Here is a 20,537-nt window from a genome sequence, read left to right as displayed (position 1 = left end):
ATTTTTAGTTTTGAATGTATTCGGAAACTCATGGAAATCCCTTGAGTATAAAAGATGCCGAATATTACCCCCTATGCTAAGGACCGAACATGGCATGAGGACTATCTATATCAAAACCTCTGACAAGGTAACTTTACTCTAGTAAATAAAAACAGGTCAATCACTTTTCCTCAGTAACCCAATAGTACTCCACCGATGTTACTTTAGCATTCTTTGAACATTGACGTAGGCTCGTAGCAGCATCCTCGTACTATAAATCCCCAGAAGATGAATAAAAATTTCACCCAAAGTAAGACCTCACTGGATATTGAAAAATATCTTGCTTTATTCGCCACGCTAATCACTTTAAGCTGTGAATATAGACTGACTTGTATACTGTTACAAAACCTCTCAGATTTACAGACAAAGTTTTTTCCAGTTCCTATACAGCGGGCGTGACGGAATCCGTTATAACGTAAAGAGCGCAAAAGTTAACAATGCTCTAGGCTTTCTCTCCCCCTCCTATCGCTTGATGGAGCGACCACACAGCATAAATCGCTGTTACATATCAACGCATTGGAGTAGGTTTAGCTAATCTGGGTTAGCTTTTGAAAATTTCTTACAGGTAACACAAAACCCCAGTTCCTGTACAAGAACTGGGGTCATTTTGTGCGCGATACTGGGATCGAACCAGTGACCTCTTCCGTGTCAGGGAAACGCGCTACCGCTGCGCTAATCGCGCTTAAACATTATAAATAATGTCTGCGAGGTGAGGACGGGATTTGAACCCGCGTACACGGCTTTGCAGGCCGCTGCCTAACCACTCGACCACCTCACCGAGCCTTGCTAGAAGCTAGGGCGTGTGCTCTTTATAAGCATCATGCGAGCGGTTGACGAGACTTGAACTCGCGACATCCACCTTGGCAAGGTGGTGCTCTACCAACTGAGCTACAACCGCATATCAACACCTCAACGAAACAAGTGTTCGTTTGGCTGACAGGTAAACACTTTACACGTTTTTTTCGTTCTTGCCAAATCGCCACACAACACACCATATCCCCCTTGTTTTCAAGGAAAAACAGGGGTATTTAGAGTTTTTACACTATAAACACCCCATATTTCATATCGTGTAATACATCACATTTTGGGCGTGTTGCGGTAGCGACCTTAGCCATTTCCTTCACGAGCCAACGCCGTTAAACGTGACACCGCACGAAAATACTTCTTCTGATATCCGCCATTCATCATCTCCTCCGTAAACACCTGGTCAAAAGGAACACCCGAAGAGATAATCGGCAAATCCTTGTCATAAAGACGGTCAGCAAGAACAACGAAACGAAGAGCTACTGACTGTTCCGTAATCGTCTGAACATTCTTCCACACAATACCGCTAAGACCATCTAATAATTGACGATACCGCGAAGGATGAACCACCGATAGATGCTCAATAACCGCAGAAAAATCATCACAGGCAACTACATCGCTCCCGCTAAAACGTTGCTGAGCGCAAGATTCTTCAGCACCCAACACAACAGGCTCAGGCGCCTGAGGTAAACCACGATGACGATAATCCTCACCATCTACCCGTAACACATCAAATTGTTCAGCAAGAACCTGAATCTCCCGCTTAAAATCTGCCGCAGCAAAACGCCCTTGCCCCAAAGCTCCAGGCAAAGTGTTCGATGTTGCCGCCAAACGAACACCAGCATCAGATAGTTCACGCATCAAACGAGACATCAACACCGTATCGCCCGGGTCATCAAGCTCAAATTCGTCAATACACACCAGACGATAAGAACTCAGCGCATCTACTGTGGAACGAAACCCCAAAGCCCCTACTAAGTTCGTATACTCCACAAAAGTGCCAAAAGCCTTTGGGCCTTCAACACTGTGCCACAAAGAGGCTAGAAGGTGGGTCTTACCGACACCAAAACCACCATCAAGATATATGCCAGTTTTCTTCTGTGAAGATGAGGAGGAAGACCCAAAAAGCCGCGAGAAAAATCCTCCGCTCTTTTGAGTAGGTGCTACCGTAGCACCAAAAGCACGTAAGGTCTCTACTGCCTGAGCCTGACTTGGCTGACTGGGATCTGGGCGGTACGTGTCAAAAGACACCTCACCAAAACGCTCTGAAGGGCGAAATCCTGCAAGTAGTTCTTGTGCCGAAACATTTGGGCGACGTTCTATCAGGTGCGTATATGAAGCCATAGGGTATCTTCCTTGAAAACTTGGCTTGGAAACAGCAGCATCGTTGTCATGCTGTTTTAAGTTCTCAACCAGTGTAATTCCTTACCTCATTAAAAACCCAACTATGACCCGCGTTACTTCATAGCACTCTTGATAAAGCACTCTCTCATTTCTAGGGTAGATACCAAGTAAGCACCACAACACAGAAAGTCATAGTACGGAAATCATGGCAAAGAAAAAGAAAAACGTAGCAACAGCTACCGCAGCGTTACAAGCACTTAGCCAAGCTGGAATTATTTTTGAGCCACGAGAATATGAACATCGTGAGGGCGAGACCTCGTTCGGTTTAGAAGCTGCTACAGCCTTAGGTCGAAGCGAACAACAAGTTTTTAAAACCCTCATGATTGCCCACGATAACAACTATGCCGTCTGTATCGTACCCGTTGCCGGAAAACTCAATCTTAAGGCGGCGGCAGCAGCTCTCGGCTGGAAAAATGCGACTATGGCAGACCCAAAAATTGCAGAACGTCGTAGCGGATATGTTGTTGGTGGAATCTCCCCTATCGGACAAAAAATAGCGCACCCCACATTACTCGATAGCAGCGCTGAAGATTTTGCAACAGTACTTGTCTCTGGCGGTAAACGAGGTCTAGACGTTGAGCTAAGCCCACAAGACTTATTAGCTATTACAAACGGCACCTACGCCAAAATTGCTCTCTCCTAATATCCCCGCACTGCAACAAAAAGGTGGGTGTTTACTCTCCTAGCAAACACCCACCTTCGATAACAGCGACGCAGAGAAACAACTATCCGAGACGAATTTTTAGCCAATCAATAACAGTGTTCGTCCATTTCTGAGGATCGACGTTCCACTCACGTGTGTGCGTTGCTCCAAAGAACGGGATAAAGTCCACTAACGGAGATTTCATGGCAATCTCTTGAGAGCTAGATGCTGGAACATATGTATCGTCCAAAGAATGCAAAATCAGAGTTGGGATTCGAATATCGCCGGGGCGGCGAGTCCAAGACATCTTCGATAGCTCAATTGGACGTTTAAGTCCGGTAAAGATATTTAGAGCAGGTTTAGAAATCATCGAAATGCCTAGCTCTCCGATACGCAATGGCAGACGGTTATATTTTGTTTGGTACTCGATGAGTTGAAGCCAATCAATAGCCGGGCCGTCTAAGACAAGAGCCTTAATTGCACGACGATGACGTGCTCTATCCATAGTCTGCAAACTAATTGCACCACCCATAGACCATCCGAAGAGGACAACGTCTTGAGCGCCATGTTCTAGAGCGTATTCAATGGCAGTATCAACATCTTGCCATTCGGTGAATCCTAAACCATAGCGGCCGTCGTCTGAAGGCGGAGCGTCACGGTCATTACGATATGAGATATGCAAAGAGGTAAGCCCTAGGCTTTGAGTTGCCTCAAGGGCGCGTAAAGTCTCTGCACGAGTTACGCCCATACCATGAACCATAATGGCCCATGTCGTAGAAGGTTTAGGAGTCGACTCTTGAGGATAATCGCGATAGCTTGCTTGAGGGTGAACCAACCAAGCAGGAGCTTCACCTACTGGCAAGTTCAGGGTAATTTCTTCAGCACGATACCCCGCAGTTTCCGGTGTTCGTGCGATAACTCCAGAAAGTCGCCCTCGAACAATTTTTGATAAATCACCAGATTCAACGGAGATGACACGACGAACCACTTTTTCTTCATACGGTTGGTAAGAAAGCACTTCACCAAGATGAGCAAAATGTGTACCACCGTCGAAGTAGAGGCCGTATTCACCGGGTGCTCGTGTAGCCGGTGTCGCGTTAAGAGTGATAGTAGTAGGATGTTCGTCTTCTCGTCGTGGTTCTACAGGATAACCAACAGAAAAAACTTTAAGGTTTTCTTCAGGTCGGCTAGGTGGTACCACCACTTGTCGTGCAAAGTAGGTAGAAAGCGCGGCAGCTGATAGCATGCCGGTAGCAGTAATAGCAGCTCCTGCGAGAGCACCTGTGCGTGCTGCTTTTCGAGCAACACCGCTAATGAGTAGTAGCGAGTTATCTGATATGGCTACTTCTTGTTTTTGAGAGTCGGTCATTTTTCCTCCGCCCTTAGTTGGTTTCATCGGTTCAACTAATTGCCACGTTAATCATAAGTGACAAACCCGAATATCAATCCACTTTAGGTTATCTTTCTCACAGTGTCCTGTTCTTTTTCGTTCGACAAGACCAACATAAGCCACCACATTTGAGCAAGCAGAACGAGTAAAATTCAGATGACTACTACCGTACAACAACAAATAGATAAGGACATCATGAACGCTGAACACCCTGAAGTCGGAAAAATCGTCAAAGACTGGAAAACAGTACTACGCCCCGAAGAGTACAGAATATTGCGTCAAGGCGGAACAGAACGACCTTTCAGCGGAGAGTATTGGAACCACACAGGCGAAGGTATCTACTCATGTAAAGCATGTAATACAGAGTTATTCCGTAGCACCGAAAAATTTGAGACACACTGTGGTTGGCCATCATTTTTCAGCCCTTTAGCAGAAGATCGAATCCGCTATATCAAAGACTATTCTCTCGGCATGGTACGCGTGGAAGTACGGTGCTCAGCGTGCGATTCACACCTTGGCCACGTCTTCGAAGGTGAGGGATACAACACTCCAACAGACCAACGGTACTGTATTAACTCGCTTTGTTTATCGTTTACACCAACAACAACAGATTAGAATAGAAAAGAATCTATATACGGCACCTCGCATCTGAGCGTACACACAAGGTAGTGATTTTTTGTTAGATGAGTTTCGCATACGTACCGCAGCTGATAGCTGTGCAAAAGATTCATGCCCCTCATCAACAGCGCCTATCTTGTTAGAAGCCCCTGCAAGCGGTGTTCCTCCTGTCATCACTACGCAGCTTGGTCTCACCCGTGCACTTGAACGGCTTAAAGCACTCACTGGCCCTGTAGCTATCGACACTGAACGTGCTTCAGGTATTCGATATGGTCAACGCGCATTCTTGATACAGCTCAAACGTGCAGGAACAGCGCCTGTTCTTATTGACCCCATAGCCTCTATAGATTTAGAACCTCTCTATCAATTCCTTGCACCGCAAGAATGGGTACTTCACGCTGCCACGCAAGACCTCCCTTGCCTCAGAGAACTAGAGCTAATCCCCCGACGTATTTTTGATACAGAGCTAGCATCACGTCTAGCTGGATACCAAAAAGTCGGTTTAGCTTCTATGGTTGAACAGCTTCTAGGCTATACCCTCAAAAAAGAGTACTCCTCGGTAGATTGGTCCTCTCGCCCATTACCCAAAGAATGGCTCGTCTATGCTGCCTTAGATGTTGAAGTTCTTGTCGACTTACGAGATGCTCTCGAAGAAGTATTGAGGGAGCAGGGGAAACTTCAATATGCTTTGGAAGAATTCGACTATATTGTTCGCACTAATCATCCGCAGAAACCACGCGATCCGTGGCGTAAGACAAAAGGTATTCATGAGCTTTCTACGCGAGCTCAGCTAACAGTTTTACGTAACCTATGGTACGAGAGAGAGCATCTAGCAGAGTGTAAAGACATTGCAGCTAAACGTCTTCTTCCCGATGCTTCACTGGTTCAAGCAGCCTTAGAGACGCCTCGAACCGTTCCTCAACTACTAAAAATTCCAGGCTTCCAAACACGAGCTTTAGCTCGTGAAGCACCGCGATGGATACGGGCTATTGCTCGAGTGCGCCAAGAAAAAGATTATGTTCCTTTCACCATTCCCTCGCAAGGTCCGCCTCCGCTAAAATCATGGGAGTGCCGTCGCCCGCTGTCTCTAGCACTCATTCAAGAAGCGAAGATTGCTGTTAATCAGCTTTCCGAGGATATAAAGATTCCGCACAATAATATTTTGACTCCTGATACGTTACGTAGAGTTTGTTGGAATTTGCCTGATATGTCCTCACCGGAATCTCTCGAGAATGAGCTCATTGCACTCGATGCTCGCCCGTGGCAGGTTCAACTTACGATGCCAGTTTTGCTACCGTTATTCGAAAAGTTTCACACACCATAAACCCCATTATTCAGACTATTTTTAGGAAGAAATCATGTCAGGTATACCCCATGAAGGGATGAGTCGCCGTACTATACTCGGTAGTCTAAGCGTTGGCACCGCAGGTGTCGCGTTGACCGCTTGTGCTCAAGAGAATACACAGCTTCAAGAGGCTGAAGGACCTCAGAAACCCACTGATATGGCATCCGTTTCTGACGTTCCGGTTGGTGGAGCCTATAAAGCTACGGCGGAAGGCGTTACCGTTATGCTTACCCAACCAAAAGAAGGGACTTTCAAGGCTTTTAGCTCGGCCTGCACACATCAAGGGTGTCAGCTCAATGTACAAGCAACGATTCTTGCCTGCCCTTGCCATGCATCGCAGTTTTCAATCGCTGACGGCACTGTCATCGGAGGGCCTGCACCTACTCAGCTTCCTGAATATCCAACAGAAGTAAAAGACGGCAGAATTTTTGTGGGCTAATTAAGGTACTATCTTCCTCTAGCTTTCAGAAGCTTTCTAATGATATATTCAGGTGCATTAGTAAGGTTTCCCTAAGTCCTTCACTAATACATCCTTATATTTTTTGGCTTATGCCAACGCAGAAAGGTCATCCTCATGGAGATTTTTAACCAGATTATTCAGGTAGCTACCCTTATCCTTAAGTTCATTGGCGATATCGTCAACATCTTTGGGTAATCTCTCATAACTTTAACGTTCTTGGGGTGTTGGGATACCAAATTTTGGTATCCCAACACCCCAAGAATTTTAAGGTACAGTCCTTGTTATTTCTTTGCGTGCTTGGGCTTCTCACCTTTAGTTCGCGCATAAGGAACCATCTGCCCTGCAAGCTGAGCTAAGGTATCGGCAGTAATTTTCTCAACAGTTAAACCGACGTCTTCAAAAATTTCGCCACGAGAAGCATGTGCAATAAATTCAACAGGCAAACCGACCTCATTGAGAGCAGTATCTACACCGTGTGAACGCATCACTTGACGGATTCTTGCGCCTACGCCACCGGCACGAACGCCGTCTTCAAGCACCACCACAATACGATGTTCACGAGCAGCATCCACCACAGAATCAGCGACAGGCATGACCCATCGAGGATCAATCACCGTACTTGTCACCTGTGCTTGAGCTAACGCTTCAGATACTTCTAACGCCAAAGGTGCTAACGCACCCACTGAAACAATCAGTACGTCGCGTTGGCCGGTTCTCTCATCACGGTCACCGTTACGTGCCAGCACGTCTACACCGTCTTCACATCGTTCAATTGCCGCAATGGGTGCGCCCACAGTCCCCTTGGGGTATCGAATCACGGTTGGCGCATTATTAATATTGACAGCTTCCCGAAGTTCTTCTCGTAAAGTGAGTTCATCTCGAGGAGCAGCCAAATAAAGACCCGGAATAAACTGCAATAACGCTAAGTCCCACATGCCATGATGGCTTGGGCCGTCAGGTCCAGTAATGCCAGAACGATCTAATACAATAGTCACCCCAGCTTTGTGCAAAGCAACGTCCATCAGAAGCTGGTCGAAGCCTCGGTTTAAGAAGGTCGCGTAGAGAGCAATTACAGGGTGTAAACCGCCGTAAGCTAGCCCAGCGCTCATTGCAACAGCGTGTTGCTCGGCAATACCAACGTCAATGACACGCTCAGGATGTGCTTGTGCCATCGGTTTAAGACCAACAGGAATTAACATAGCTCCTGTAATGCCCACAATATCCTCACGTTCATCTGCGATGTCTTTAATCTCTTGGGCAAAAACACTCGTCCAAGACTGACCTCCAGAAGAAGATAACGGCATACCGGTGTTTGGGTCAATTTTGCCAACAGCATGGAATTGGTCGTCTTCATGAGCACGGGCGGGAGCATAGCCGTGACCTTTTTCAGTAATTGCATGCACGATGACTGGACCAGCAAAGTTTTTAGCAGATTTGAGAGCTTGTTCAACAGCTTCTTGGTCGTGTCCATCAATAGGGCCGACATACTTCATCCCTAAATCTTCAAAAAGTCCGTTAGGAACAACGATATCTTTTAGGCCAGCTTTCATTCCGTGTAAGCCGCGATAAAGCATCTGTCCCAGAGGCCCTGTAGATTGTAACCCGCGACGCATCTTATCGAGGGTTCGATCATAACGACGGTCAAGACGAACAGAGTCTAAATGCTTTTGAAATTCTTGTTGTAGCTCTGCCATATGATTAGCGAAACCGCCAACAGTCGGAGCATAAGAACGACCATTATCGTTAACGATAATTACCACACGACGATTTTTATCAGCCGCAATGTTGTTCACTGCTTCCCAAGCCATGCCACCGGTTAACGCACCATCACCGATAAGAGCTACCGTATAATGCTCTGATTTTCCTTGGAGTGCGTGAGCCCGAGAAATACCGTCTGCCCAGCTCAAAGAAGATGAGGCATGAGAAGACTCAACAATATCGTGAATAGATTCGGAACGGTCGGGGTATCCCGCTAAACCGCCTTTTTGGCGTAAAGTCTGAAAGTCTTGACGTCCTGTAACAAGCTTATGAACGTAAGACTGGTGCCCAGTATCAAAAATAATGGAGTCTTCAGGAGAGTTAAAGACCCGATGGATACCAAGTGTCAATTCAACGACACCAAGATTAGGTCCAAGGTGTCCACCAGTTTGGGCAACGTGTTTAATTAAGAATTCACGGATTTCTTGAGCTAGTGTATTCATCTGATCCCGTGATAGGCTCCGCAGATCCTCAGGGGAAGAGATATTCTCTAGTAGTCCCATCTTGCTCTCCTTTAAACACCGATAGGTCGTATCTGCACTAGTTCACAGTGCCTTAGACGAGGCCCGAAATAGAAACAATAATTATACAAGGATACCCGCTGTGGTAAGGCTACAACGATTTATGAACACTAAAGCCACCAAATAGTTCGTTATTTACTGCTCGACGTAGAGCATCATAATCTTTTATGTTCTATCGACCAAACGAACTGGTCGTTGCCGAAATACCGTAAAACGCACAGGAGCAGGCACAGCCTCTTGCGATGACGGTTCAGCAGGTGGAGAGTTTTCAAAACGTTTCTGCATCACATCAATTGCTTGTTTATTCTGGTCGATGAGAATAAAACGACGGTTTAGCTCCCTCGCGGCAGCACCAGTCGTTCCGCTTCCCCCAAAGAAGTCAAGAACCCAGTCGTGCTCCGCGCTACTGGCTTGAATGATTCTACGCAGAACACCTAAAGGTTTTTGGGTTGGGTAACCTGTTTTTTCTCTACCGGAGGGGGAAACAATCGTATGCCACCACACGTCAGTAGGTAGTTTACCTTTAGCAACTTTTTCGGGAGTTACTAGCCCCGGAGCCATATATGGTTCACGGTCAACTTCTTGATTATTAAAATAATATTTTTTAGGGTCTTTGACGTAAACCAAAATATTGTCATGTTTTGTGGGCCAACGTCGTTTAGTCCGAGCACCGTAGTCATAAGCCCAAATAATCTCGTTCAAAAAACATTCTCTGCCAAATAGTCCGTCTAAGAGAACTTTTGCATAGTGAACTTCTCGATAATCAAGGTGCAGGTAAAGAGTTCCTTCTGGTTTAAGTAGACGCCAAGCTTCTTGCAGACGAGGCTCAAGAAAAGACCAAAAATCTGCAAAAGAGTCATCGTAACTGGCAATATCACCTTTAATGGTTTGATAACGCTGCCCCTGATATCCCACCCTATTGCCTTCATCAGAACGTACAGTCTTCAGACTCTGACGCTTCTGAACTTTTCCAGTGTTAAAGGGAGGGTCGATGTAGATGAGCTGAAACGACTCATCTGGCAGATGTTCAATGACTTTAAGGTTATCCCCGTGTATCACCAGATTCGGTGAGTCCGCGCTCCAGATGGGTTGTTTTAGCATAAAAACTATCTTAACAGGTTTTGAGCAGGACGTTTTCTTTCCTCTCAAATGCTCATCTAAAAAATATATAATTTGGAATAAAAATCGCCAGCTCATAGCTTAGTACCATCTCATACCGAGAGATACAGAAACCATGAGCTGGCGATTTCTCTTATAGAAACGCAACACTCAAGAATGCGATAAAAGAATCAGATTCTTTAGCTTTCTCTCACAAGGTTACGTAGCACATATTGCAAAATACCACCGTGACGGTAATAGTCTGCTTCACCAGGCGTATCAATACGCAAAACAGCGTCGAAGACGGTATCGGTACCATCTTCAGCAGTAGCCGTAACAGTCAGAGTTCGTGGAGTTACTCCGTCATTGAGTGCTTCAACACCAGAAATTGTGAAAGTTTCTGTTCCGTCCAAGCCCAGTGACTCATGTGATTCTCCGTCAGGGAATTGCAACGGAAGAACACCCATGCCAATAAGGTTTGAACGGTGAATACGCTCGAAGGATTCAGCAATCACAGCTTTAACTCCTAGAAGAGTTGTACCTTTAGCCGCCCAGTCGCGAGAAGAACCGGTACCGTATTCTTTGCCACCTAAGACAACCAACGGAATACCTGCTTGCTGGTAGTTCTGCGCAGCATCATAAACGGTACTTTGCACACCATCACGAGTGAAGTCTCGGGTGAATCCACCTTCAACACCGTCCAGTAGCTGATTCTTGATACGAATATTAGCGAAGGTTCCTCGAATCATCACCTCATGGTTACCGCGACGAGAACCATAAGAGTTGAAGTCTTTACGTTCTACTCCATTTTTGATGAGGTATTGCCCGGCAGGAGTATCAGCGGCGAAAGAACCAGCAGGAGAAATATGGTCAGTGGTTACGGAGTCCCCCAATTTGAGGAGCACGCGAGCACCAATAATATCTTGAGCCGGTTCAATGTCCATGCTCATACCCTCAAAATATGGGGGTTTGCGCACGTAGGTGGAGTCTTCGTCCCAGTCAAAGGTGTTTCCGGTGGGTGTTTCAAGAGATTGCCAGCGTTCGTCGCCGTCAAAGATGGTTCCGTATTCTTTGGTGTACATCTCAGTGTCGACTGCTTCTGCAATGATTTTTTCGATTTCAGCAGGGTGTGGCCAGATGTCTTTGAGGTAGACGGGATTTCCGTCGTGGTCTTGGCCGAGTGGGTCGTTCTCGAAGTCGAATTCCATGCTTCCTGCCAGCGCGTAGGCAATAACCAGCGGCGGTGAAGCGAGGTAATTCATTTTCACGTCTGGAGAGATACGGCCTTCAAAGTTTCGGTTGCCGGAGAGTACTGCGGTGACAGAGAGGTCATTCTCTTGGATGGCTTCGGAGATTTCAGGTTCGAGTGGACCGGAGTTTCCGATGCAGGTGGCGCAGCCGTAACCGACAACGTAGAAGCCTAGTGCTTCGAGATCCGGTAGTAGTCCAGCTTTTTCGTAGTAGTCGGTAACAACTTTAGAGCCTGGGGCGATAGAGGTTTTGACCCAAGGTTTGGCGGTAAGTCCTTTGGCCGCCGCGTTACGTGCAAGGACACCGGCCGCCATCATCACTGAGGGGTTAGATGTATTAGTGCAAGAGGTGATGGAGGCGATGCAGACGGCACCATTTTTAAGGGTGAAGTGACGCCCGTCAGCCATGGACACTTCAACTTCTTGGTGTTCTTTGCCAGGTTGGGTGTAGTTGTGGATGTCTTTGCTAAATTGTTCGCGTGCGGAAGAGAGTTCGATACGGTCTTGTGGACGTTTTGGTCCAGCGATAGAGGGTACGACCGTAGAAAGATCGAGTTCGAGGTACTCGGAGTATTGAACTTCTTGACGTGGGTCGTGCCAGAGCCCTTGTTCTTTGGTGTAGGCTTCGACCAATGCGATGTGTTCTTCAGTGCGTCCGGTCAGGCGTAGATACTCTAGTGTGACCTCGTCGATGGGGAACATTGCTGCGGTGGAGCCAAATTCTGGGCTCATGTTTCCGATAGTTGCACGGTTAGCTAGTGGAACTTGGCTGACGCCTTCACCGTAGAATTCTACGAATTTTCCGACGACGCCGTGTTCTCTAAGCATTTGTGTGATGGTGAGTACCACGTCTGTTGCGGTTGCGCCGGAGGGGATGGAGCCGGTGAGCTTGAATCCGACGACGCGTGGAATCAGCATGGATACGGGCTGTCCGAGCATGGCGGCTTCTGCTTCGATACCGCCGACGCCCCATCCGAGCACGCCAAGACCGTTGACCATGGTGGTGTGTGAGTCGGTTCCGACGAGGGTGTCGGGGTATGCGCGTAGGGTGCCGTTGACTTCTCGTGCCATGACGGTACGTGCCAGATATTCAATGTTGACTTGGTGGACGATACCCATTCCTGGTGGGACAACTTTAAAGTCGTCAAAGGCGCCTTGTCCCCAGCGGAGGAATTTGTAGCGTTCGCTGTTGCGCTGGTATTCGATGTCCATGTTGCGGGCGATAGCTTCGGATGTTCCGAAGTTGTCAATTTGCACGGAGTGGTCGATCACCAGTTCGGCTGGTGCTAGTGGGTTGATTTTACTGGGGTCGCCGCCGAGGTCTTTAACTGCTTCTCGCATGGTGGCAAGGTCTACGACGCAGGGAACACCGGTGAAGTCTTGCATGATGACTCGTGCAGGAGTGAATTGGATTTCGGTGTTAGGTTCTGCGTTGGGGTTCCATTGGGCGAGAGCTTGGATGTGCTCTGCTGTGATGTTTGCACCGTCTTCGGTGCGTAGGAGGTTTTCGAGTAAAACTTTCAGTGAGTATGGAAGTTTTTCTGCACCTTTGACGGCGTTGAGCCGATAGATTTCGTAGGTTGTTCCTTTGACTTCTAGTGCGCCTTTGGAACTAAAGCTATCCACAGTGCTCATGTGGGACTCCTCTCGACACTGTTATGGAAAGTTTGTGTGGTGTGGTCTCTATGTTCGTTCTCTACCTTCAGATAGTGCGTGTGTGGACGCTACCTGTGGTTTGTGTGCTGGTGTGATGCGATTCTTAGAGACACATTGACACTAACTCTTATCATTGACTAGTGTACCGTGTCACACTCAAAGTTGTTTTTCGCAAAAGAAACGTGACTAAATAGAACGTCTTTTTTCAAAAAATATTTTTCAAGACAAAAAAATCGCACCCCTGAAAACTAGCGGTTTTCGAGGGGTGCGAAAGCTTCTGATTATTTAATAGAGCGACTTTTAGAATAAAAATATCAAAGAAATACACAAAATGTGATACTATTCACCCTTATGTGTCTTTTCGAAGACTGCAATAGACTCCACATGATGAGTATTCGGATACATGTCAAAAGCACTCAGCTGAACCATCTGCCAACCCAAAGCGCGTAAATACCCTGTATCACGCCCCAAAGACGCAGGATCACACGCAATATATATAACGCGCGCAGGGGCCAAGATATCAATCTGACGGATGACACCACGACCAGCACCTTCACGAGATGGATCAAGAATAACAACATCAGGAGCCTTAAACTCCCCCGCTTTCACCTGACGTACCGTAGATTCCAAAACCTTCCGAGCGTCACCACGACGCACCTCAATATGAGTTTTAGCAGAACGATCAGTACGAGAAAAACCATCTGGAACAGCAAAATTATATCGAGCGTTCTTATGAGTTATCGCAGACCCCTCAACACTCAAAACAGTTCCCTTAGCACCCACGACATCAGCAGCAAGAGCGGTAAACAAACCAGCGCCAGCATAAACATCGTAAATCGTTCCGCCTTTAAGAGAACTCGGCAAAGCCTCTAACACAGCAGCGCTTAAAGTCTGAGCCGCCCAACGATGATTCTGCCAAAAACCACGAGAAGAAACTTCCCACTTATAAGTACGACCCGACAGCTCAAACGACTCATGCAAAGTCTCTTGGCCATATAAAATCACAGGTTGCGAAAGCCCCCCAGAACGGTTAACGGCAGAACAAAGAATAGAAGGCTTCACCCCAGAAAGATCTGACCACAACATCTGGCACTGCGCAAGAAGATCATCTTTCACAGAGGCAACAGATACACCATCACGCAAAGTAAAATGAACGGTACGCTCATCCGTTGAAGACACCGCAACATCAACCCGAGCAACATCAGGAATCTCTAACTCATGAAGACGTAACTGCCCCATGGCAGCATCCTCTAGCGGGCATCCTTGCACCGCTACTACCTCAGCAGAACGATAAGGACTCATCCCAATACGACCTTGCTCAGTAACAGAATAATGAATACGAGTTCGTGTCCCGTATTCTCCCCCAGGTAACTGCTGAACAACTAAGTCCTCTAATACAGAATCACAAGCGTCCATCGCACCTAAGCGAATCAACTGTTCTCGAACAATCTCACGTTTATATTCTCTCTGTACGGCAGGTGATAAATGCGCATACTCCATACCGCCCACCGGCAATCTGCCCTCTTGGGCAGCAACTAGAGCATCTGCAGGCTCCCACACACCATCACGACGGGCAGGCGCCGGCGACTCAACCGAGATAACATTGGCAAAGAAAAAACGCTCCTTCGGTCCAATACCCGTGATCCGAACTGTTGCTTCCTCACCGACTACACCATGACGAACAAAAATAACCCGTCCATGATGACGGGCAACAAAAAACCCGCCGTGAGCGACCCGTTCCGGTCGTACACGAAAAATCGCACCCACATGAAAATCTACTGTGCTCATAGCGTCCTTAGTCTTATGAATAGCCAGCACCAACAACTTTAAAGTATTGTCCCTATAAAAGGTGCCTAGCCTCAAGCATTATTGAATGATTCCTTGTTCTTGACCGACAGACCACGGAACATGAGCGATAACAACACCAGACTCATGACGCAGACGTTGAGCAAGCTTATGCACCGTTCTTCGATGAATAGAACGCTCCCACCACCGAGTAATCACGTACTCCGGTAAATACACCACCACAATATCGCGAGGAGACTGAGCTTTCTTTTGCCGAATATACTCAATCAACGGAGTGACCCTATCACGATATGGAGAATCTAAAATAGTAAGCGGAACAGGAACACCTAGTGTATCCCATTTCTTCAGTAACTCCTTCGTGCTCTGCTCAGCGACGTTAATAGCAACAGCGCTAATCGTCGAAGCTCTAGAAGCACGCGCATACGCTAAAGCACGTGCCGCCGGCTTACGTAAACGAGGAATATACACCACAGCGTGCACTCGTGAAGGAAGCGCACGAGCCTGCTCTAATGACTCTTCATCCTGAGACAACATTAAATCCTTATCTACATAATCATAATGATGGCGAATCAATGTCATCATTCCCATCGTCAAAAGAATAAGAATGAGGCTCACCCAAGCGCCCTGAGTCAGTTTCGTCAAAAGCACCACAAGCATCGACACTGCCGTGACAACCAAGCCAAAAGAAGTCACCAACACATCACGAATCAACTTACGCCGCTTAAAACGCTCTAAAGTAACACGCAACTGCTGCCAGCGATGCCTCAAAATAGCGCTCTGAGTCAAACACATGGAGGTAAAAACCCCCACAATATACATCTGAATCAACGCATTAATATCTGCACCAAAAATAAACACCAGAAGCACAGACAAGGCACCCAAAACAAGTACCGAATTCGCGTGAAGACGAGCAGAATGAAGCGCTCTCATCTGCACCGGTAGATACTTATTCTCGGCGATAGAAGAAGTCAGCAAAGGAAAACCAGCGAAAGCAGTACATGCGGCAGTCAGCAAAATACCCACCGTTGCACACCCTAGAAGAACAGGTACTAAAGAGCCGGAAAAAATCGTTTCAGCAACCTGATACAACAACGGTTTTTGTCGGAAGCCCTCGCCAACGAGACGTCCTTGAACCATTAAATATTTTTCGGGTTCTTGAACGACCACCGCACCAATCGCGTGAACGAGGAACATCACCAACAATAAAAGAACTGAAGAGACAAACCCTGAAATCATCAAAACAGTAGCAACGTTACGTTTCTGAGGAGCCGCAAAAAACTGAGCAGAACTATTAATCGTTGACACACCAGTCAACGCAACAGCACCGGAGGAAAAAGCCCGTGCCAACAACAAAACGAGCCCTAAACCGCTCACAACGCTTTCTAAACCACCACGAGGAATCACATAATAGGTGCTACTTTCTGCCATCGCTAACGTACCGGTGTAATACTGGTAGATGCCTACCACACCGGTAAAAGCAAGAATCCCCAAAAATGCGTAGGTTGGAACCATCGAAGCTTTACTTGTAAAACGAAGCCCTCGAATACACAACCAAGTCACGGCAATAACCAACAACGCTGCAAGATAATGTTGGTGTGGCACGAGATGAGGAAAAATCGTCAAAAGATAGTGAGTAGCAGCAGATATTGCGACAGCCACAGTCAGCACATAATCCACCATAGAAGACGCGCCGTGAGCCAAAGCAGGAGTCGGCCCTAAACGGTGCAAGACAAGCTCGTATTCACCATGCTCAGAAATCTGGTTAACGTTATAACGGTATGTTCCCACCACAATCAGCAACGTCAAAGCAATACCAATAGCGACAAGAGGTGAAAAAACAAGCCCCGCAGCACCAGTTAAAGAAAGCATAAGAATAATCTCGTCTGGAGCGTAAGCAACCGACGAAACACTATCTGCCCCAAAAAGTGAAAAAGCACGGCGTTTAGGCAACGCAAGAAAACGCACGTTTGCTCGGTGCGTTGGTCGTCCCCAAATAGAACGTTTGATGTGTCCCCATACTTTGTTCACAGCCTCTAAGAGTAGCCATTTCAGAGATTAAAAAACAGCTACCCCGCCCAAAAAACACTAAAATCATCCTCAGAGGCTTAGCGTCATCACAAAAACTAGAATAGGCTATAGGTTGCACGCAAATGGCGAGGGCTTTTAGAGGAGACAAATATGCCACATTTTGTGATTATGGGAGCAGGCCGAGTCGGTGTCATGCTTGCGCATACCCTCGAAGATTCAGGTCATACTGTTGCCGTTATTGACCAAGACGAACAAGCCTTCCGCCGATTACGTAAAGACTTCTCTGGTAAAAAAATTACTGGAGTAGGTTTCGACAGAGAAACCCTCAAACGTGCTGGCATTGAAGAGGCCTATGCGTTCGCTGCAGTCTCCTCTGGAGATAACTCGAACATTCTTGCTTCCCGAGTCGCTCGAGAAACTTTTCGTGTCTCCCACGTCGTTGCCCGTATTAATGATCCCAACCGTGCAGAGTTCTTCCAACGACTCGGAATCCCTACCGTCGCCGCAGTGCGATGGTCCACAGACCAAGTGCTGCGACGTATCTTGCCAGAACAAACCATGACAGGAGATTTCAGAGAAGCTTCAGGCCGACTTATTCTTGCAGAACTACAGCTCCACGAAGAATGGGCAGGACGACCATTTACAGATATTGAAGCTGCCGCGCAGGTTCGCATTGCCTATATCACCCGTTTCGGTGAAGGCATTCTCCCTCGTGCAGACTCGAGCTACCAGCATGGAGACGTCGTCCACGCGATGATGCGCACCGAAGATATTGGTGAAATATCTCGAGTTCTTGCTGCCCCACCTGCACAATCAACCGACGAAAACGACAGGAGATAAACACGATGCACGTTCTCATTATTGGTGCAGGTTCCGTCGGCTCTTCCATCGCAAAAGAACTCACCGCACATGGACACCACGTTCGTATTATTGACAAGAAACCCGAAGTCATTGGACGTTCTGAGTTACGCAATGCGCAATGGATTATTGGAGATGCGTGCGAGCTCTCTGTCTTTCGCCGAGCCAAACCAGAAGTAGCAGATGTTATTGTTGCGGCCACCGGCGACGATAAATCAAACCTCGTGGTGTCCTTACTAGCACGTTCAGAATATGGTGTACCCCGCACTATCGCACGAGTAAATAACCCCAAGAATGAATGGCTCTTCGATGAGTCATGGGGTGTTGACGTCGCGGTGTCAACCCCACGATTGATGACAGCTTTGGTTGAAGAAGCAGTAGAAGTCGGTGACGTTGTTCGTTTGCTTCAGCTTCAAGCCGGTGGTGCAATGCTTGTAGAATACACGGTCCCTTCAGATCACCCCATCATTGGGCACACCGTATCTCAAATCCATTGGCCAGAAGACACCACGCTAACCGCCATACTACGGGATGGTGTTCCTCGTCCCCCTAGCCCCGATGAACCCATCGAAGGTGAAGACGAACTATTCTTCATCACCACTGCCGATGGCGAAGAAGACATTAAAGCTCTCTTTAGCTAAAAAGAAAACTCGTGTATAGCCTTGCCTATGCATGCCGTACACGAGTTTTCTTGTTCTAAAGTCTTGGCGCAGAGAACGTTAGCTCATTTTATGCGGAAAATGTCTGTTGCTCCTGAGGCTTAGAAATCACCCAGCTTATCCACAAGACCAAAGAATATAGCGGTATTCCCATCACTAAACGAGCAATACCTAACGCCGCAACAGCGTCCATCTGGTATAGAGGAACTTGCACGGCAAGGCGCACAAAAAACATCGCACATAGAATAATTGTTGCCCAATTATATGCTCGTAGGCGTTCTGGACGTTGACGCCAGGTACCTTGCTCACCACGAATATAGCTATAGAAAAGTCCCAGAATAGGCCAACGCACCACAATAGACGCACCTACAACAACACCGTAGATGAGGTTAAGATAAAGACCCGGTGTGTAAAACTCTGTAGCGCTACCTGAACGATACGAGACAATAGCACAGATGAGAACACCTATAAAACCAGATAATGCTTGCATCAAGGTATCTCGTTGTAGCAGACGAAGGAACGCAAAAATTCCAGCTACACCCAAGGAAAAACCTAAAGCGATAAAGAGCTTTTCAGTACTCATGAAGAGAATCAAGAAGACCAGCCCGGGAAGGGCTGCTTCAGCGAGACCTCGAATACCGCCTACAGCGTGAAGAACATCGACGTGTCCGTTATCTTTACGTCGTAGTTGAGTACCCGCTTGTTCAAATGCTGCACTCAAGTTTAAAGATTTTTTGTGAGCAGTTTCTGCGGTATCTTCTTGAGGCTGAGAAGGTTGTTCTTGAGTCATCGTGTTTTGTGTTTCTCTTCGTAGGCAATATGAGATGGAACGATTTCATATCGTGGGTTATACATGCGGTGAGGCGTTACCCGTTGAGAAAGCATCCCGCTGCAGCGAATATAGGTGCCAGCAACAATACCTGGAACGTTTCGTTGCCCATGCCAGATGAGTTCTAGGTAATCGCCTTCAGCAAGAGGGGGAAACTCTGGGTATAGCGGGGCAGGTGTTTTCGGATAACTGCTCACACGATATTGAGGAATATTATATTCTTCGATATCGGTGAGAGTCTCTTCAGGAGAATCGTCGTCATCGGCGATAACTTCTTGAGTTTCGTCGTCAGAATCTTCTTCAAGGACCTCAATAATGGGGATTCCCGTTAGCTGATGATAGTTAGAAGGAGCCAGCGGTTTAGAACGGCGCACTTCAAGTACGGCAGTGTATCGTGGTGGCTCTGTTGGTGCAGATAACGTCACATGAACGACGCGTCCACCCACACGCGCACGAAAACGTTCCGGATAACGTTCTAAACGTTTTCGCGGAACTGATTCATGGCTAGTATTCTCTGCCGCAGTAGGCACCATTTTTTATCCTATTTCTGTGATTTCTGGTCCACGACGAGGCATTTTAGGGGGTTCTTCTTTCCCCTGAACTGATGACTGTTGTTGTGCCTGTTGTTGGGCTTCTTGAATAGAGGCAGGAACCGTCATCGGTAAAAGTTCACGAGGAGGACGAGGGTCTTGTCCGCGAACCACCACAATCGAGCGGAAGACTTCTTCCATTTCGGCGACGGCTTCTGGTTTGATTGCAGCGTCTCCGGCGAATACTCCGCGAAGGAACCAGCGAGGTCCGTCCACACCGGCAAAGCGAGCCACTCTGAAGCCTTTACGTCCATCTGGTGTTTGTGCAGAAATACGGGAGACGAGTTGTCGACCTAGCGACCCGTCAAGGATTTGCACGCTTCCGCCTTGTTCACGTACTGAGTTGGCAATTTCTTGTCGGATGTCGTCCCAAATTCCCCGTGATTTAGGTGCCGCAAAAGCCTGTACTTGTAAGGTGCCTTGACCTTTGGTGAGGGTTACGGCAACAAGTTGTTGACTTTTTTGTTCGATGTCTAAACGCATATTGAGGCCGTTGACCATTTTGATGCGCATTGCACCAAAGTCCATGTAGCCTTCTGTTTCTTGCTGTTCGGAGACATCCCACGGTCCGGCAGAACGATCATAGAGATAAGAGGTGGTGAGTTCTTCCTCAGGAGATTCTTCTGGCGTTTGAGCCGTTTCTTCGGCTTCTGATGGCGTTTTAGGCTCTTCTGTTGTGAGCTGTTCTTCTTGCTCTGTGACCTGTTCTAGGTTCTGTTGAGCTGATTCTTCGTGTTTTTTCTTTTTTCCAAACCCAAACATGTCTTTTACCTTACCTATA

At 47.3% G+C, this 20,537-nt stretch carries 16 protein-coding genes and 3 tRNA genes; 6 read left to right on the top strand and 13 right to left on the bottom strand.

The features are described 5' to 3' along the window. Positions 1 to 649: 649 nt before the first annotated feature. From ACN08X_RS04385 to zapE, 4 genes are all read right to left on the bottom strand, one after another. A tRNA-Val gene (locus ACN08X_RS04385) sits at positions 650 to 721 on the bottom strand. Between the two features lie 25 nt (positions 722 to 746). Then, positions 747 to 817: transfer RNA gene (locus tag ACN08X_RS04380), tRNA-Cys, on the bottom strand. A gap of 47 nt (positions 818 to 864) precedes the next feature. After that, positions 865 to 937, bottom strand: a tRNA-Gly gene (locus ACN08X_RS04375). A 209-nt stretch (positions 938 to 1,146) separates the two neighbouring features. Next, complete coding sequence (gene zapE, locus ACN08X_RS04370; protein WP_419103070.1) at positions 1,147 to 2,187, bottom strand: cell division protein ZapE; 1,041 nt, start codon at positions 2,185 to 2,187, stop codon at positions 1,147 to 1,149. A 205-nt stretch (positions 2,188 to 2,392) separates the two neighbouring features. Between zapE and ybaK the strand changes: the two genes are divergently transcribed. Further along, positions 2,393 to 2,890, top strand: coding sequence for a Cys-tRNA(Pro) deacylase (gene ybaK / locus ACN08X_RS04365; protein ID WP_419101826.1), 498 nt, complete (start codon positions 2,393 to 2,395; stop codon positions 2,888 to 2,890). 82 nt (positions 2,891 to 2,972) lie between these two features. Here ybaK and ACN08X_RS04360 read toward each other — a convergent pair whose 3' ends face one another. After that, positions 2,973 to 4,259: an alpha/beta hydrolase family protein gene (locus ACN08X_RS04360; protein ID WP_419108005.1), complete on the bottom strand. Its 1,287-nt coding sequence runs from the start codon at positions 4,257 to 4,259 to the stop codon at positions 2,973 to 2,975. A 177-nt stretch (positions 4,260 to 4,436) separates the two neighbouring features. Between ACN08X_RS04360 and msrB the strand changes: the two genes are divergently transcribed. From msrB to ACN08X_RS04345, 3 genes are all read left to right on the top strand, one after another. Continuing rightward, positions 4,437 to 4,895: a peptide-methionine (R)-S-oxide reductase MsrB gene (gene msrB, locus ACN08X_RS04355; RefSeq protein WP_419108004.1), complete on the top strand. Its 459-nt coding sequence runs from the start codon at positions 4,437 to 4,439 to the stop codon at positions 4,893 to 4,895. A gap of 61 nt (positions 4,896 to 4,956) precedes the next feature. Further along, the gene (locus ACN08X_RS04350; protein ID WP_419108003.1) at positions 4,957 to 6,222 is read left to right on the top strand and encodes an HRDC domain-containing protein; all 1,266 of its coding nucleotides are present in this window, start codon (positions 4,957 to 4,959) and stop codon (positions 6,220 to 6,222) included. Positions 6,223 to 6,256: 34 nt separating this feature from the next. Continuing rightward, a complete protein-coding gene (locus ACN08X_RS04345) occupies positions 6,257 to 6,682 on the top strand; it encodes a Rieske (2Fe-2S) protein (RefSeq protein WP_419101830.1) in 426 nt (141 codons plus the stop codon). A 302-nt stretch (positions 6,683 to 6,984) separates the two neighbouring features. Here ACN08X_RS04345 and dxs read toward each other — a convergent pair whose 3' ends face one another. The 5 genes from dxs to ACN08X_RS04320 form a co-directional block, all read right to left on the bottom strand. Then, positions 6,985 to 8,964 (bottom strand): 1-deoxy-D-xylulose-5-phosphate synthase, encoded by a 1,980-nt coding sequence (gene dxs / locus ACN08X_RS04340; RefSeq protein WP_419108002.1) that lies wholly within the window; start codon positions 8,962 to 8,964, stop codon positions 6,985 to 6,987. Positions 8,965 to 9,147: 183 nt separating this feature from the next. After that, positions 9,148 to 10,083, bottom strand: a complete 936-nt coding sequence (locus ACN08X_RS04335; RefSeq protein WP_419106111.1) for a DNA-methyltransferase — start codon at positions 10,081 to 10,083, stop codon at positions 9,148 to 9,150. Between the two features lie 197 nt (positions 10,084 to 10,280). Continuing rightward, a complete protein-coding gene (gene acnA / locus ACN08X_RS04330) occupies positions 10,281 to 12,965 on the bottom strand; it encodes an aconitate hydratase AcnA (RefSeq protein ID WP_419108001.1) in 2,685 nt (894 codons plus the stop codon). Positions 12,966 to 13,325: 360 nt separating this feature from the next. Next, a complete protein-coding gene (locus tag ACN08X_RS04325; protein WP_419108000.1) occupies positions 13,326 to 14,774 on the bottom strand; it encodes a class I SAM-dependent RNA methyltransferase in 1,449 nt (482 codons plus the stop codon). 78 nt (positions 14,775 to 14,852) lie between these two features. Further along, positions 14,853 to 16,820: an APC family permease gene (locus tag ACN08X_RS04320; RefSeq protein WP_419107999.1), complete on the bottom strand. Its 1,968-nt coding sequence runs from the start codon at positions 16,818 to 16,820 to the stop codon at positions 14,853 to 14,855. Between the two features lie 150 nt (positions 16,821 to 16,970). On the opposite strand from ACN08X_RS04320, the gene ACN08X_RS04315 reads away from it, so the two are divergent. After that, the gene (locus tag ACN08X_RS04315; RefSeq protein ID WP_419101836.1) at positions 16,971 to 17,660 is read left to right on the top strand and encodes a potassium channel family protein; all 690 of its coding nucleotides are present in this window, start codon (positions 16,971 to 16,973) and stop codon (positions 17,658 to 17,660) included. Positions 17,661 to 17,665: 5 nt separating this feature from the next. Continuing rightward, complete coding sequence (locus tag ACN08X_RS04310; protein WP_419107998.1) at positions 17,666 to 18,319, top strand: potassium channel family protein; 654 nt, start codon at positions 17,666 to 17,668, stop codon at positions 18,317 to 18,319. Positions 18,320 to 18,407: 88 nt separating this feature from the next. On the opposite strand, the gene ACN08X_RS04305 is transcribed toward ACN08X_RS04310, so the two are convergent. Genes ACN08X_RS04305 through ACN08X_RS04295 form a run of 3 tightly spaced genes read right to left on the bottom strand, consistent with a single transcriptional unit; the run spans position 18,408 to position 20,518 of the window. Next, a complete protein-coding gene (locus tag ACN08X_RS04305; RefSeq protein WP_419101838.1) occupies positions 18,408 to 19,127 on the bottom strand; it encodes a DUF3159 domain-containing protein in 720 nt (239 codons plus the stop codon). Then, on the bottom strand, positions 19,124 to 19,696 hold the full coding sequence (locus tag ACN08X_RS04300; protein WP_419101839.1) for an asparaginase: 573 nt from the start codon (positions 19,694 to 19,696) through the stop codon (positions 19,124 to 19,126). The genes ACN08X_RS04305 and ACN08X_RS04300 overlap by 4 nt, the downstream gene beginning before the upstream one ends. A gap of 6 nt (positions 19,697 to 19,702) precedes the next feature. Beyond that, a complete protein-coding gene (locus tag ACN08X_RS04295; RefSeq protein ID WP_419107997.1) occupies positions 19,703 to 20,518 on the bottom strand; it encodes a DUF3710 domain-containing protein in 816 nt (271 codons plus the stop codon). Between the last annotated feature and the right edge of the window lie 19 nt (positions 20,519 to 20,537).

It is taken from the genome of Rothia sp. P6271, from assembly GCF_048512995.1.
Classification (GTDB): Bacteria; Actinomycetota; Actinomycetes; order Actinomycetales; family Micrococcaceae; genus Rothia.
The sequence above is the reverse complement of the archived record's forward strand: the minus strand, read 5'-3'. Positions and strand labels throughout refer to the sequence as shown.

Bases quoted from the DNA above. Each gene is read 5' to 3' on its own strand.
- ACN08X_RS04305 (WP_419101838.1), bottom strand. From the start codon at position 19,127: ATGACTCAAGAACAACCTTCTCAGCCTCAAGAAGATACCGCAGAAACT.
- ACN08X_RS04360 (WP_419108005.1), bottom strand. From the start codon at position 4,259: ATGACCGACTCTCAAAAACAAGAAGTAGCCATATCAGATAACTCGCTA.
- zapE (WP_419103070.1), bottom strand. From the start codon at position 2,187: ATGGCTTCATATACGCACCTGATAGAACGTCGCCCAAATGTTTCGGCA.
- ACN08X_RS04325 (WP_419108000.1), bottom strand. From the start codon at position 14,774: ATGAGCACAGTAGATTTTCATGTGGGTGCGATTTTTCGTGTACGACCG.
- ACN08X_RS04335 (WP_419106111.1), bottom strand. From the start codon at position 10,083: ATGCTAAAACAACCCATCTGGAGCGCGGACTCACCGAATCTGGTGATA.
- ybaK (WP_419101826.1), top strand. From the start codon at position 2,393: ATGGCAAAGAAAAAGAAAAACGTAGCAACAGCTACCGCAGCGTTACAA.
- dxs (WP_419108002.1), bottom strand. From the start codon at position 8,964: ATGGGACTACTAGAGAATATCTCTTCCCCTGAGGATCTGCGGAGCCTA.
- ACN08X_RS04315 (WP_419101836.1), top strand. From the start codon at position 16,971: ATGCCACATTTTGTGATTATGGGAGCAGGCCGAGTCGGTGTCATGCTT.
- ACN08X_RS04345 (WP_419101830.1), top strand. From the start codon at position 6,257: ATGTCAGGTATACCCCATGAAGGGATGAGTCGCCGTACTATACTCGGT.
- ACN08X_RS04295 (WP_419107997.1), bottom strand. From the start codon at position 20,518: ATGTTTGGGTTTGGAAAAAAGAAAAAACACGAAGAATCAGCTCAACAG.
- ACN08X_RS04310 (WP_419107998.1), top strand. From the start codon at position 17,666: ATGCACGTTCTCATTATTGGTGCAGGTTCCGTCGGCTCTTCCATCGCA.
- acnA (WP_419108001.1), bottom strand. From the start codon at position 12,965: ATGAGCACTGTGGATAGCTTTAGTTCCAAAGGCGCACTAGAAGTCAAA.
- msrB (WP_419108004.1), top strand. From the start codon at position 4,437: ATGACTACTACCGTACAACAACAAATAGATAAGGACATCATGAACGCT.